The organism is Brevibacterium senegalense, from assembly GCF_000285835.1.
Lineage (GTDB): Bacteria > Actinomycetota > Actinomycetes > Actinomycetales > Brevibacteriaceae > Brevibacterium > Brevibacterium senegalense.
Map to the genome: position 1 here is coordinate 178,896 of NZ_HE978604.1, position 13,835 is coordinate 192,730.

14 protein-coding genes and 1 pseudogene are annotated in these 13,835 nt (G+C 67.1%); 13 read left to right on the plus strand and 2 right to left on the minus strand.

The features are described 5' to 3' along the window. Positions 1-20 precede the first annotated feature (20 nt). The 4 genes from HGBR_RS17480 to HGBR_RS17485 all read left to right on the plus strand — a co-directional run bounded on the left by HGBR_RS17480 (position 21) and on the right by HGBR_RS17485 (position 4,581). Entirely contained in the window at positions 21-1,190 is a 1,170-nt protein-coding gene (locus HGBR_RS17480) for an ABC transporter ATP-binding protein (protein WP_019159232.1), read from the plus strand. After that, positions 1,187-1,846 carry a histidine phosphatase family protein gene (locus tag HGBR_RS10145; protein ID WP_019159233.1) on the plus strand — a complete coding sequence of 220 codons (660 nt, stop codon included), beginning with the start codon at positions 1,187-1,189 and terminating at the stop codon, positions 1,844-1,846. The genes HGBR_RS17480 and HGBR_RS10145 overlap by 4 nt, the downstream gene beginning before the upstream one ends. A gap of 105 nt (positions 1,847-1,951) precedes the next feature. Further along, on the plus strand, positions 1,952-2,983 hold the full coding sequence (locus HGBR_RS10150) for a 4-hydroxy-3-methylbut-2-enyl diphosphate reductase (RefSeq protein WP_083882837.1): 1,032 nt from the start codon (positions 1,952-1,954) through the stop codon (positions 2,981-2,983). Positions 2,984-3,102: 119 nt separating this feature from the next. After that, complete coding sequence (locus tag HGBR_RS17485) at positions 3,103-4,581, plus strand: arylsulfotransferase family protein (RefSeq protein WP_019159235.1); 1,479 nt, start codon at positions 3,103-3,105, stop codon at positions 4,579-4,581. Between the two features lie 67 nt (positions 4,582-4,648). Here the strand turns inward: HGBR_RS17485 and HGBR_RS10160 are convergent, their stop codons facing one another. After that, the gene (locus tag HGBR_RS10160; RefSeq protein WP_019159236.1) at positions 4,649-5,833 is read right to left on the minus strand and encodes a DNA recombination protein RmuC; all 1,185 of its coding nucleotides are present in this window, start codon (positions 5,831-5,833) and stop codon (positions 4,649-4,651) included. 63 nt (positions 5,834-5,896) lie between these two features. On the opposite strand from HGBR_RS10160, the gene ychF reads away from it, so the two are divergent. The 5 genes from ychF to HGBR_RS10185 all read left to right on the plus strand — a co-directional run bounded on the left by ychF (position 5,897) and on the right by HGBR_RS10185 (position 10,040). Continuing rightward, positions 5,897-6,979: a redox-regulated ATPase YchF gene (ychF, locus tag HGBR_RS10165; RefSeq protein ID WP_026077501.1), complete on the plus strand. Its 1,083-nt coding sequence runs from the start codon at positions 5,897-5,899 to the stop codon at positions 6,977-6,979. A gap of 399 nt (positions 6,980-7,378) precedes the next feature. After that, positions 7,379-7,585 carry a cold-shock protein gene (locus HGBR_RS10170; protein WP_019159238.1) on the plus strand — a complete coding sequence of 69 codons (207 nt, stop codon included), beginning with the start codon at positions 7,379-7,381 and terminating at the stop codon, positions 7,583-7,585. Between the two features lie 124 nt (positions 7,586-7,709). Continuing rightward, positions 7,710-8,156: an RpiB/LacA/LacB family sugar-phosphate isomerase gene (locus tag HGBR_RS10175; protein WP_019159239.1), complete on the plus strand. Its 447-nt coding sequence runs from the start codon at positions 7,710-7,712 to the stop codon at positions 8,154-8,156. After that, a complete protein-coding gene (locus tag HGBR_RS10180) occupies positions 8,153-8,887 on the plus strand; it encodes an enoyl-CoA hydratase/isomerase family protein (protein WP_019159240.1) in 735 nt (244 codons plus the stop codon). Before HGBR_RS10175 ends, HGBR_RS10180 begins: the two co-directional genes overlap by 4 nt. Positions 8,888-9,329: 442 nt before the next feature. Next, positions 9,330-10,040, plus strand: coding sequence for a hypothetical protein (locus HGBR_RS10185; RefSeq protein WP_147522426.1), 711 nt, complete (start codon positions 9,330-9,332; stop codon positions 10,038-10,040). A 659-nt stretch (positions 10,041-10,699) separates the two neighbouring features. Here the strand turns inward: HGBR_RS10185 and HGBR_RS10195 are convergent. Further along, the gene (locus tag HGBR_RS10195) at positions 10,700-11,332 is read right to left on the minus strand and encodes a LysE family translocator (RefSeq protein ID WP_019159243.1); all 633 of its coding nucleotides are present in this window, start codon (positions 11,330-11,332) and stop codon (positions 10,700-10,702) included. 66 nt (positions 11,333-11,398) lie between these two features. Here HGBR_RS10195 and HGBR_RS10200 point away from each other — a divergent pair, with 66 nt between their 5' ends. The 4 genes and pseudogenes from HGBR_RS10200 to HGBR_RS10210 all read left to right on the plus strand — a co-directional run bounded on the left by HGBR_RS10200 (position 11,399) and on the right by HGBR_RS10210 (position 13,332). Beyond that, entirely contained in the window at positions 11,399-11,914 is a 516-nt protein-coding gene (locus HGBR_RS10200) for an Lrp/AsnC family transcriptional regulator (protein ID WP_051013397.1), read from the plus strand. A 284-nt stretch (positions 11,915-12,198) separates the two neighbouring features. Then, positions 12,199-12,594 (plus strand): annotated as a pseudogene (locus tag HGBR_RS17490) (GNAT family N-acetyltransferase); the annotation flags it as partial. Positions 12,595-12,755: 161 nt separating this feature from the next. Then, positions 12,756-13,037, plus strand: coding sequence for a type II toxin-antitoxin system RelE/ParE family toxin (locus HGBR_RS19495; protein WP_083882838.1), 282 nt, complete (start codon positions 12,756-12,758; stop codon positions 13,035-13,037). Further along, positions 13,012-13,332, plus strand: coding sequence for a HigA family addiction module antitoxin (locus tag HGBR_RS10210; protein ID WP_019159246.1), 321 nt, complete (start codon positions 13,012-13,014; stop codon positions 13,330-13,332). Before HGBR_RS19495 ends, HGBR_RS10210 begins: the two co-directional genes overlap by 26 nt. Positions 13,333-13,835 lie beyond the last annotated feature (503 nt).

Consider the following 13,835-nt stretch of genomic DNA (forward strand, 5'->3'; position numbering starts at 1 on the left):
GGCACAGCGAAAGGACATCCATGTCACCTGATGCGCCCACCGCGTCCCTCACCCTGTCACAGCTGCGGAAGGACTTCGGATCCGCCGCGGCCGTCGACGGGATCTCCCTGTCCGTGCCGGCCGGAGCGTTCCTCGTCCTCCTGGGGCCCTCCGGCTGCGGGAAGACGACGACCCTGCGGATGCTCGCGGGCCTCGAATCTCCCACGGGCGGGGAGATCCGCTTCGGTGACCGCGTCATCGCGTGCGGTGACGGCTCCGTGGACGTGCCCCCGTCCCAGCGGGAGGCGGGTCTGGTGTTCCAGTCGTATGCGCTGTGGCCGCACAAGACGGTGCGCGCCAACATCGAATGGCCGCTCACGGTGGCCGGGTGGGACCGGAGAGCGCGGCGGGAGCGCGTCGACGAGGTGCTCGACATGGTCGCGATCGCGCCGCTGGCCGATCGCTATCCGGGTGAGATCAGCGGCGGTCAGCAGCAGCGCGTGGCGATCGCACGGATGATCGCGCCACGACCGGCGATGCTGCTCTTCGACGAGCCGCTGTCCAACCTGGACGCGAAGCTGCGCGTCGACACGCGCAGCGAGCTCATGCGCATCCACCGGGCCACGGGTGCGACCAGCGTGTACGTGACGCACGACCAGGTCGAGGCGATGACGATGGCGACGCACATCGCCCTCATGAACGACGGGCGGATCGAGCAGTTCGGCACGCCACGCGAACTGCTCGATGAGCCGGCGACCGCCTTCGCCGCGACATTCATCGGCACGCCGCCGGCGAACATCGTCCGGTGCCGTGCGGTCGCGGGCCGATTGGTCGCGGGCGGGACCGACTGCGGCCCGGCGCCCCAGGGCCTGTCGGACGGCGGAGAACCGGAAGCGCGCGTGTCTGCGATGTACCGCGCGGAATCGCTGCGTCTGGAAACGGCGGTGCACGGGTCTGCGGACCGGCCCATGAGCGGGACCGGTCGGCTGCCGGCCGTCTTCGCGGACCAGGTGCCGATGGCTGACCGGTGGGTGGTGGGCGTGCAGCTGGAGGACGGCACGCGCGTGTCCGTCACGCGCGGAGCGCCCGTGGAGCTGAGGGTCGGGGATCCGCTGCTCCTCGTGCTGCCGGATGCACCGGACGCGGTGTTCGATGCGACCGGTCGTGTGCACGAGGCGACGGCGCAGGTGCAGGGGACGGTGGCGCGATGATCCGGATCCTCCTCGTCCGCCACGGCGAGACCGACTGGAACGGAGCCCGCAGGCTCCAGGGGCAGCGGGACATCGCGCTGTCGGAGACGGGACGCGCCCAGGTGGCTGCGCTGCGGGGGACGATCGCGGACGCGGCACCGGAGCACGTGGTCGTGTCGGGGCTCTCCCGCGCCCGTGAGTCCGCAGAGGTGCTGGGCCAGCCCGTGCACCGTGCGGACCCGCGCTTCAACGAGGCGCGCCTGGGTGACTGGGAGGGGCGGTCGTCGATCGAGATCCGCGCGGAGCACCCGCAGTGCTATGCGGACTGGCGCGCCGGTCTGCACCGCCCGCCGGGAGCGGAGAGCTTCGCGGAGCTGACGGCTCGCACCGTCGACGGACTGTGCGCGGCCGTGGGGCACGCGCAGGACGCTGGTGCCCGCACCGTTCTGGTGGTCACCCACGGCGGGCCGATCCGGGCACTCCTGCGTGAGGTCGTGGGCCTCGACCCGCGCAGCGCGGTGCCCAGTCATCCAGCCAGCCTCACCGTGTTGGACGTGGACGGCGGGCCCGGAGCGCTGCGGTCCGCCCGGACCGATCCCGCGCCGGCAGTCGGCGCCGTCCGGCTGCGGCTGTACAACTACTCGCCGGCGCTGTCCCGCCTGGATCCGTCGGACTGAGCGCGACCCAGCCGGGAGCCCACCGCGCGGTGAGCTGTGGTGCCCGCCGGCGGGGCGGCGCACACGTCCAGGGTCCTCTGACGAGCACGGCCTAGACTGGCGGGTATGACTGTGACAGTTCCCGTGCCGACGATGCCGCGCCGCCGCAAGGACCCCTCGCAGATCCGTCAGCCCGCCGGCGGAGAGAAGAAGGTCCTGCTGGCCGCCCCGCGGGGCTACTGCGCCGGGGTCGACCGAGCGGTGATCGCGGTGGAGCGCGCGCTCGAGCATTACGGCGCGCCCGTCTACGTCCGCAAGGAGATCGTCCACAACCGGCACGTGGTCGACACGTTGTCGGAGCAGGGAGCGATCTTCGTCGACGAGACGGACGCGGTTCCGGAGGGCGCACGGGTCGTGTTCTCCGCGCACGGTGTGTCGCCGGCGGTGCATGCGGAGGCGGCGACCCGGAGCCTCGACACGATCGACGCGACGTGCCCCCTCGTGACGAAGGTGCATCGCGAGGCGGTGCGGTTCGCGAAGCGCGGGTACTCGATCGTGCTCGTGGGCCATGCGGGCCACGAGGAGGTCGAAGGCACGATGGGGGAGGCGCCGGAGGCGATCACCCTCGTGCAGGACCCTCAGGAGGCGCGGACAGTTGACCTCCCGGACACGGACAAGCTGGTGTGGATCTCGCAGACCACACTGAGCGTCGACGAGACGATGGAGACGGTCGACATCCTGCGTGAGCGCTACCCTCACCTGGAGAACCCGCCCAGCGACGACATCTGCTATGCGACGCAGAATCGGCAGGTGGCGGTCAAGAAGGTCGCACCGGCCGCGGACCTGGTGATCGTCGTGGGATCGGCCAACTCGTCGAATTCCGTGCGCCTCGTCGAGGTCGCGCTGGAGCACGGCGCGAAGGCGTCCCATCGTGTGGACTTCGCCCGTGAGATCGACGAGGAGTGGTTCCACGGAGTCGCGACCGTGGGCGTGACCAGTGGGGCGAGTGTGCCCGAGGTCCTGGTCCAGGATGTGATCCGCCTGCTGGCCGACTACGGGTACACCGACGTCGAAGAGGTCCGCACGGCGGAGGAGGACCTCATCTTCTCCCTGCCCAGTGAGCTGCGGAAGGACCTCAAGGCGGCCGCGGGTTCCTGAGGGCTGCGACCTGGCCTCTGCGAACGACTCGCGCTTTTCCAGTAGGCTGACGTGCGGCAGAGTGCCTGCTCCGTAGGCGGTCTGCGACCCGCAGACGTCTTCGTGAACAGGATGATTCGATGCCGGCCGTGCGCCCCTGGCCCCAGACCGCAGCCCTGCTCTCCGCCGCGACGCTCGTCGTGGTGGCGGGATGTTCGACCGACGGCGGTGAGGCCGACGAGTTCGAGAACACCGAGTACGAGAGCACCGACCTCACGGCTCCGCAGATCGAGCTGAGCCCCGCCGACGGTGACCGGTCCGACGAGTACTTCTTCGTGGGCCCCAAATCGCGCGAGACCGGGCAGTGGTCCGGTCGGACGATCATCGATGACCAGGGCGAGCCCGTCTGGATCCAGGAGGACGACGAGGCCCAGGAGACGGACGAGCCCACCGCAGGCTGGGACCTGCGGGTCCAGGAGTACCACGGGGAGCCGGTGCTCACCTGGTGGGAGGGGATCGTCGACACGCCTCTGGCCGAGGGCGAGGTGGTCGTCGTCGACCAGTCGTATCAGGAGATCGCCCGTGTGGGCATGGGCGGTGACCTGCCCCATCGGATGGTCGATCTCCACGAGACGACGATCACGGACGAGGGCACGATGCTGCTGATCGCGTACGTCCCCAAGCAGGCGGATCTGAGCGAGGTGGGCGGCGATGCGGACGGCTGGGTCTGGGACGGTGTGATCCAGGAGATCGACATCGAGACCGGTGAGGTGCTCCTGGACTGGAGCTCGCTCGACCACATCCCGGTGACGGAGTCCGAGCGGGAGTTCGAGGATGACGCCGGGACGGAGGACAAGCCCTACGACTACTTCCACGGGAACTCCGTGACCGTCGACGATGACGGGTCGCTGCTCGTCTCCGCCCGCAACACGCATGCGATCTACAACCTCGAGCGCGAGACCGGCGAGGTGAACTGGACGCTGGGCGGACCCGGGTCGGACTTCGACATGCCGGAGGATGCGTACTTCGCATGGCAGCACGACGCGGAGCGCAGCGCGGACGGTGCGCTGACCCTGTTCGACAACCAGTCCTCGCCCACGTTGGGCGACTCGTCCCGCGGTCTGCGCCTCGACGTCGACCCGGAGGAGAAGACCGTCGAGGTCATCGACGAGTTCCTGCCGCCGGTGCCGCGGATCGCGGCGAACCAGGGCAGTTACCAGGAGCTGGAGAACGGCAACGTCGTGCTGGGATGGGGCGCGCTCCCGTCCTTCACGGAGTACACGGCCGACGGTGAGGTGGTGCGCGACGGCACCGTGGGCGCCGATTCGAACTACCGCGCGTACCTGCACGAGTGGACGGGCGCACCCGCAGAGCCGCCGGCGGCGAACATGCAGACGGCGGACGACGAGACGCACGTGTACGTCTCGTGGAACGGTGCGACCGAGGTCGAGCAGTGGCGCGTTCTGGCCGGGGCGGACGAGGGCTCGCGCCAGGAGGTCACGACCGTCGACCGTGATGGGTTCGAGACGGCCATTCCCGTGGAGGACGACTTGGACAACGTCGTGGTCCAGGCGCTGGACGAGGACGGCGAGGTCCTGGGCAGCACGACCGCCGACTGACTCCGCCGCGGCTGAGTCCTCACCCTGCTGATCCACCCTCCCGCACACGTGCGGGAGGGTGGATCTGTCAGGACGTGCCGTTCCCGGTGCCGCGGACGGCGGAGAACTCGCGGGCTGTGAGTCCGCGCGCACGGCCGGTCAGCTCCTGCGGTTCGCCCAGGTCGGTGTCGGACACGCCGGTGGCGGAGAGCCTGCGCGCGGTGGGGAGGAACCGCGATTCGAAGGAGCCGACGAGGCGGTTGTAGTCCTCGACACTCCGATCCAGGCTGGACCCCATGCGCGTGAGGTGCTCCGTGAGGGTCGCGACGCGGTCGTGCAGCTCGCGGCCCAGGTCGAGGATCTGGTGGGCACTGCTGCTGAGCTCCGCCTGCTGCCAGTTGAGGGCGACCGTCTTGAGGAGACCCAGGAGGGTCGACGGCGACGCGAGGATGACGCCGGAGGACAGCGCATCGTCGATGAGTGCGGGATCCTCCTGACCGGCCAGGGTCAGGAGGCCGTCCGACGGCAGGAAGCAGACGACGAAGCGCGGAGTGGGCGTGAAGGCCTGCCAGTACGACTTCTTCGACAGCGCGGACACGTGCCTGCGGACGGCGTGCACCTGCGTCGCAGCACGAACGCGGTCGCGCCCACCTGCACCGGTGGGGGAGTCAGATCCGGTGGCATCGGCCTCGGCGTCTCCGCCGGCGTCCAGACCACTGAGCGGTGTCTTCGCATCGAGGACGATGGATGCGTCGCCCGGGAGCCGGATGATCATGTCCGGTCGGATCCGCCCGGCATCCGTCGTGGCGGTCACCTGTACGTCGAAGTCGATGTGCTGGGTCATGCCGGCCAGTTCGACGATGCGGCGGAGCTGAACCTCACCCCAGTCGCCGCGACCGCTGTCGGAGGACAGCGCGGTGAGGAGCCCGTGCGTCGAGGATTGGAGTCGCTGGTTCTGAGCAGCGAGCTGCCGCAGCTGTTCGTCCAGTCCCGCCAGGCGGGCGGTCTGCTGCCGGTCCTGTCCCGTCACCTGCTGGGTGAGCGCGCGTACGGTGGACGTGAGGGGGCCGACCGCGGCGGTGAGCTCTCCGGCGACCTGAGCATCGGCCTCGAGCGCTTCAGTGCGCTGGGAGAGGATCTGAGCCGTCGTCTCCGCACGGACGAGCCGCTCCTGCGACTGAGCGCGCGAGCGGTTGCTGCCCAGCCACCAGCCCAGCGCGATGCCGATCGCGAGGACGAGGATGAGGGACCCGGTCAGTGAGATCGCTTCCATACCCACCATGCAAGCACGCGGCACGGACACAGCCCTGGAGGCGAACGACTAGACTCCCCTTCTGTGGCTCTTACTATCGGAATCGTCGGACTGCCCAATGTCGGCAAGTCGACCATGTTCAATGCGCTGACCAAGAATCAGGTGCTCGCCGCGAACTACCCGTTCGCGACCATCGAGCCCAACGTGGGCGTCGTCCCGCTGCCTGATCCCCGTCTCAACCGACTGGCGGAGGTGTTCGGGTCGGAGCGGATCATCCCCGCGACGGTCAGCTTCGTCGACATCGCCGGCATCGTCCGCGGTGCGTCGGAGGGGGAGGGGCTGGGCAACCAGTTCCTGGCGAACATCCGGGAGGCCGAGGCGATCTGCCAGGTCATCCGCGCGTTCTCCGACGACGACGTCGTCCACGTCGACGGAAAGGTGTCGCCGTCCGACGACATCGACACGATCAACACGGAGCTGATCCTCGCGGATCTCCAGACTCTCGAGAAGGCGCGGCCGCGCATCGAGAAGGAGGTCAAGCAGAAGAAGACCGATCCGGAGATCCTCGACGCGATGACGAAGGCCCAGGCCATCCTCGAGGAGGGGCGCACGCTCTTCCAGGCGATGGGCGACGGCTTCGACGCGGAGCCGCTGCGCGAACTCCAGCTCATGACGACCAAGCCGTTCCTGTACGTCTTCAACGTTGACGACGACATTCTTTCGGACGAGACGAAGAAGGACGAGCTGCGTGCTCTCGTCGCGCCGATCGAGGCGATCTTCCTCGATGCGAAGTTCGAGTCGGAGCTGGCGGAGCTCGACGAGGCCGAGGCCGCGGAGATGCTCGAGATGAGCGGCCAGGACGAGGCAGGCCTCGATCAGCTCGCGCGGGTCGGATTCGACACGCTGGGTCTGCAGACGTACCTGACGGCGGGACCCAAGGAATCGCGCGCGTGGACCGTGCCCAAGGGTGCCACTGCGCCCGAGGCCGCCGGCGTCATCCACACCGACTTCCAGAAGGGCTTCATCAAGGCCGAGGTCGTGTCGTTCGCGGACCTCGACGAGCTGGGCTCGATGGCCGAGGCGAAGGCCGCCGGCAAGGTCCGCATGGAGGGCAAGGACTACGTCATGTCGGACGGTGACGTGGTCGAATTCAGGTTCAATGTCTAAAAAAGGCCGTCTGACCAGGAGTTTTACCTTCGCAGCTTCGGATCTGGCTCGGCGGACGAGTTCCGATCTACCATCAGTTGCTAAGCGTTTGTCCCGCTGAACTGGGACTTTGATCGGCCCCCTGCGGAGCTTCCGCAGGGGCCCGCTGCCTTCCTTTTGGTGTGTGAGCGGAGCAGGCAGGCGGCCTCGAAGGGCCTGCTCTCGGGGCAAGTTCTAATTGTTCGGCGGGCGATTGCTCGGCACGAACGCTGACTCAAAAATCCCCCTGACTCAAAAGTTGGTTGCCCGGCAGGTCGAACTTCGGCAGGCTGGCCATCCTTCAGGACGCAAACGGCGGAGGCCGCAGATGAACGTGGGGCCACGAGTGGTTGCGGGCCCCATGTCAGAAGGGAAAATAGTATGGCAACAGGTACCGTAAAGTGGTTCAACGGCGACAAGGGCTTCGGCTTCATCGAGGCTGACGATCAGTCGGCAGACGTGTTCGTGCACTTCAGCGCGATCCAGTCCAATGGCTACCGCACTCTCGAAGAGGGCCAGAAGGTCGAATACGACGTCGAGCAGGGCCCCCAGGCCTCGACCTCAAGGTCATTCGTTGATCTGAACTAGTCCGCTCAGGGCCGCCGTCTCATCGAGACGGCGGCCCTGAGTCGTTTCCCCGCAGAAGAAGCGCCACCGGTCTCGGGGAGTAGGCTCGATGGTGCATCGACATCGACGGAGAGCGGGCAGACGAGTGAAGATCGTGGTGGGGGCGCCGGCTAACGGCGCGGCGCTGAAGGACGAACTGGTGGCCCACCTGAGGGCCGATGGGAGGGTGTCCGAGGTGATCGACCTCTCCACCGACGACATCACCTATCCCGATGTCTCCCTCCGCGCCGCCCGCGAGATCGCGGCGGGCCACGCCGACCGCGGGATCCTCGTCTGCGGCACCGGGATCGGCACCGCCATCGTCGCCAGCAAGGTCAAGGGAATCCGGGCCGCCACGGCCCACGACCTGATCACCGTGCGCGGCGCGGTGGAGAACTACGACGCACAGATCCTCTGCATGGGGCAGAACGTGATCGCGCCAGCGGCCGTGAAGGCGCTCGTCGACCTCTGGCTGGACCTGCGCCATGACCCCCAGAGCGGCTACGGGGAAAAGCTCCGCGAGTTCGAGGCGTACGAGGAGGAGAACCGGTGAGCGATCCGATCCTGCTGTCCGTCGACGACGGTCTAGCCACTCTCAGCCTCAACCGCCCCGAGCGGCTCAACGCCTTCAACGCAGACATGGCACGGGCCTGGGAGCGGGTCACCATCGAGGTGACCGGCAGGGGCGACGTCGGCGCCATCGTCCTGGCTGGCGCCGGCTCCTCCTTCTGCGCCGGCGGGGACGTGGCGGAGATGGCCACCTCCATGAGCGGCGCTGAGGAGGTGGAGGCGCTGGCGCAGACCATCAACGCAGGCATCCTGGCGCTGACCGAATCGGCCATCCCGGTGGCAGTGGCGCTGCAGGGCGCCACCGCGGGGGGAGGCCTCGGCATCATGCTCTGCAGCGACTACGCCGTCGCCGGTGCCTCTGCCAGGATCGGCAGCCGCTACGCGGCCATGGGGCTGACGCCCGACCTGTCGGTGACCGCCCACCTCGCCCGCGCCGTCGGCGAGCGCCGTGCGCTCCAACTCGTGCTCACCGACCGCCTGCTCAGCGCCCGGGAGGCCCTTGAGTGGGGTCTGGTGGCCGAGGTGGTCGACGACGACGCCGTCCTGGCTCGCGTCGAGGAGGTCGCACGCTCCTGGCTTGACGGCGCCACCCGGGCCTACGGTCAGGCCAAGCATCACGCAACTCCCGCGTCGAGACAAGCCAGGCCTTGGCGGCCCGATAGCCGTGATGAATCCTGCCTCGGTTTGCGCCACCACTCCATGTGGCGAGCATAGAGCTCGAACCCCCGTCGCGACGTCAACTTTCGGGTAGGCGCGAACCTCGCAATCGAACTGGCGCGGTGTCGGAGCTGGGTCGGGCCTCGCCCGCCCAGTGGGCAAGTTGGTTGTCGACCCACTGGCCCGCACGCGATCGTCACCAGACCGGCGGCCTCGTGAGGAGGGCCCTCGAAGGAGCCGCGGTCGCCGGAGTCGGTGAGGGCGTCGAGCGCTGCCAGGTGGTCAGCACCAGGCTGCACGGCAAAGGCTACGAGCGGGCCCTACCTGGCGCGTGCAGCCCGTGGGACTGGGCGCTCGCTCCCCACGGCTGGGGGCCGCCGACCTGCACTGACTTTGGGGACGCGGAGGTGGGTCACCGAGTCGTGTTAGGATGGTATTAGCTTGGAAACCGGAGCCGTTATATCCACCGCCCGAGGCCCGTTCGCCGAGAGGAAGTCCCTTGTCCACACGCAAGATCGCCGAGTCCCACCCCGCACGACGCAGGGTGCTGGCCGCAGGAGCGGCGTGGAGCGCCGCAACCATCGTGGTTGCCAGCTCGGCACCCGCGTTCGCTGCGTCCAGCACGCCGAGGCCGGGCGACTATATGGCCCTCATTGATACCCAGGCTGCCGACACCAACCAGAAGGACACCAACGTAACGACGTGGCCACACGGATTGATCTCTGATGACGGCGAGGGCAAGGTCAAGTTCCAGCTCGGCATGCAGATGATGCTCTATGACGAGTCTCTGTACAACACGGTTCAGTTTGACACGTACAAAAACTGGACGAGTGGTCCCATTACCGTACAGCTGACATTCGACAACACCGTGTACGAACTCCTGGCGGATCAAGCCACGTGGCTCGATGAGGCAGACGACGGTGGTGCTCCGTGGGAGTGGACCGCGACGACAACACAGGGCGCGTGGACGACGCTGACGTTCACCCACGACTCCATCGCCTACAACGGAAACACGCTCGGAATGCCCACGCAGACCGGCGGGTTTGTGATCCCCTTCAAGCTCCTGAAAAACCCCGGTGCTCAGACGCCACCTTCCATCCAGCCTGCCGGTGGGCGGACGGTGACCGACTCCATGAGGATCTCGGTGAACTCAGACCTCCAGCGTGCCGAGACCCTTTACGTCCAAGAAGACAGTAACCAGATCTCCTGAACCGCCACAACACCGCCGGGCTCGGGAGAGGCGCATGATCCCAAGCGCGGCGGGTACCGGGTGAGCGCCGAGGTGTCGGGTGCTGTACCTGTCGACGCAGCCGGGTTCTCAGGCTTCGTGGTAGCGGTGTTCTGGCGCGACCGGGGCCTGACCTGCCGTGACGCCGTCGCTCAGGGAGTCAATCCTGAGAGATTTCTTGGGGTTTCATCAGGAAACTGTTAAACTCGAGGCCGCTCATCCCAGCCCCGAAGGACCATACCCCTGCTCAAGCGCCTCATCACCGCCTCGGTGGCCGCTCTGCTCGGCACCACCCTCGGCCTGGTGGCACCCCAGGCCGCGCAGGCCTCCGAGACCACCCAGTACGTCACGCCCGGCGGCCACTACGTCAACGGCCGCTACTGGAAGACCGACTGCAGCAAGTACTCCTCCACGGTGGTGCGCTGCCGCACCGAGATCTTCGCCACCAAGGTGTCGACGGTCGGCGGCCAGTACGTGGCCCACAACGGCTGGGTGTTCAACAACCTGACCTACCTGCCCTCGCACCGCGGCGCATGGAAGACCAATCCCCTCGCCAAGAACGGCGAATGGACCGCCCAGGATGGCCGCCGTTGGCGCACCGAGTGCGACACCGCAGCCACCGGCCGCAACGGCTGCCGCAGCTATGCGCTGACCTCGGTCGTCACCCACGCCAAGGGCCGGTTCGTCCGCTCCAACAGCAGCGCGACGCCGCCCAGGAGGGTAATGATCCGGCCCGCGGTCGGGGACCGGTGGAAGCCGAACAGCCGGATCAGCGCGATCGTCACCGTCCACCACAATCCTGCGCCGAGCACGACCGCTGCGCACAGGGCGACGGTCCGCATCTTCGCTCCGTCGCCATGTCCGATGAACTGGGGCAGGATCGCCGTGAAGAAGAGCAGCGCCTTCGGGTTGGTCGCGTTCGTAACGAATCCACGCGCGCAGCCGCCCTGTGTCCGGTGCCCGATGTCCTCGGTGGCGTCAGGGTCGGTGCTGGGGGTGGCCCGAAGCATGCTCGCGCCCATCCACAGCAGCACTCCAGCCCCGAGCAGTTGCATGATGGTCAGCGCCCCAGGCGCAGACACCAGTAGGGCGGTCGCACCGGCGGCAGCGAGCAGCGCGTGCAGCATCAGGCCGGCGACGATCCCCACTGCAGTGGATGCGCCTTCCCGGACGCTGCGGGTCGCTGAGTGCACGACGAGCACGAGGTCTGGGCCGGGCACTGCGAGCGCTACCAGCAGAGCGAGGGCGAACGCCGCCCAGGATTCTGCTCCCACCTGCGCCTCCGATCCGTAGAATCTTTCGGAAGCCAGGTTACGGGTAGGATTCGCTACTCTGTATCCATGCGTGAACCTCAGATGAAGTCAGCTCGACAGCCCGAATTGGATTCGGTGGACTGGGCGATCCTCGAACTGTTGCAGGTGGATGCGACCATGCCGAACAAGGACATCGCCGCCAAGGTGGGTGTGGCTCCGAGCACCTGCCTGGAGCGGATCCGGAGACTTCGCCGCAACGGCACCATCGTTGCTACGCGCGCGCATGTGCTTCCGCGCTTGCTCGGCAAAGGGGAGCAGGCGTTCCTTGGCATTCAGATCCGTCCGCACGACCGCGACATGGCCAACGACTTCGTGCAGAAGGCTCTCGCCCTGCCGGAGACGCTCGCGCTCTACAACGTCAGCGGCAGCGAGGACTACCTCGTCCACGTCGCAGTCGCCAACAGCACCGAGTTGCAGACCCTCATCATCGACAAGCTTCTGGCGCTGCCGCAGGTCGCGCACTGTCGGACGCAGCTGATCTTCGGCGAGCCCTGGGCGGCTCCGCTGCGGCATCGCCCCTCGGCGGACACCTCGCACGGCTGACACCAGCTTGTCCGCCGTCGCCGTGCCCTCAAGAGTTGCGATGCGGCGGAACGCATTCGGGTACAGATCAACGCGCTACAGTCGGTAGGCATCACGATGGGCTTCTCTCACGGCAATGGTCGGAGAAGTCGATAGAAGGACACTGAGCATGGTTCTGACGTTTCGACGAGCACAAGCGACTGACACCGCCGTCGCGCAGCAGGCGTACCGGCTGATCATCGACCACTTGGCCGAGACCGTCGACTTCCCGCACTGGCACACCGAGAACCCCCCCCACCCCCGAGGAGGTCGCCGGCTGGGTCGAGGCCGGCGAGCTCTATCTCGCGCGCGATGAGGGCGGCGAGATCGCGGGGGTCACAGTGCTCAACCACGACGCCGTGGACGCCTACCGAGATGCCGCGTGGACCATCGAGGCGGAGCCGCATGAAGTCCTCGTCGTGCACGCTCTGGGCGTCGTGCCCGACCATCTGGGCACAGGAGTGTCACGCTCCCTCGTGGATGCGACGCTCCAGGTCGCCCGCGAGCAGAGCTGCAAGGCTGTCCGCCTGGACACCTACGTCGAGAATGTCCCCGCGCGGAAGCTCTACGAGCGCCACGGCTTCACCGACCTGGGCTGCCACACGGTCGTCTACGAGGGCACGGACCTGACCCAGTTCCACCTTTTCGAATACGTACTCTGAGCCCTGATCCAGCCCAGAGCACGCATACCCCGTGGGGGCGGCTGCTTAAGTGCTCCTGCGACGTCGACCTGTCGAGCCCAGAGGTTGCTCCGTGCCGGAACTCGGTCGAGTTCCGGTTTAACGTATAGCGTTATTGACGGCTCCCGTTATAGAATGCTCTCGTGATCAGATCATTCGGGAACAAAGACACCGAACGAATCTGGCACGAGCAGTACGTCAAGGGTGTTGATCGGACCGTGCAGCGGGCGACGCTGCGCAAGCTCGAGCTGATTCACGCGGCAAAGGACGTCGACGACCTGCGGATCCCGCCCGGGAATCGGTTGGAGAAGTTGGCCGGAGATCGGCGGGGTCAGCACAGCATCCGGGTGAATGCCCAGTGGCGGATCTGCTTCTTCTGGAGAGATGGAGGTGCGGATAATGTCGAACTCGTCGACTATCACTGAGGCCGACCTGATCGAGCCGATCCACCCGGGAGAGATCCTGATGGAGGATTTCATCGAGGGCTTCGGGATCACGCAGAACAAGCTTGCTGTGTCCATCGGTGTGCCGCCGCGCCGGATCAACGAGATCGTGCACGGTAAGCGGGGGATCACCGCCGACACGGCGATCCGCCTGGCGCGGTACTTCGGGACGTCTGAGGAGTTCTGGATGAACCTGCAGTCGAACTATGAACTGCGGCTCGAGCGTCGCGCTCTGAGGGACAAGGTGGCTGCGATCACGCCGCTCGCGGTTGCATGAGCCCCCAGCGCAGCAAGGATCGCTGAGTTCGACCAGAAGGTACCTGACGACGTAGCGAGGTGGCTCGGCACGGTTTCCCAGTGGTTCGCACAGCCGGAATCCAACGAAGAGTACATCGACGCAGCTGGCTCCATGGAGACGTGGACGGTCCGTGTGGGGCTCGCTGCGGCTGGAAGAGATCGCGCTCTGGGTTGAAGGAACCCCCTGCTTGATCCTGGTGAAGTCGGTGTCTTCCCCTCGACCAGCAGACACGGCCTGTTGATCTCTGCAACGCAGAAGTGTTGAAGGGCTGCTGGCGCGGATCCGGTGCCCGTTTCATACCGAGGCTGCTCTGGTCCGGAACGCGATGGAGTTCTGGTTCAACGTCTGAACCTCGGAGCAGCGGCGTACTGCTGGGGGCTCCCTCACGATCCGTGCACTGAGCCGAAGTCTCGGTACTAGTATGAGTTTCGAGGAGCCGTGTGGTAGCGGCTGATGCCGTCCAGGACCCGCGAGTGGGCCGA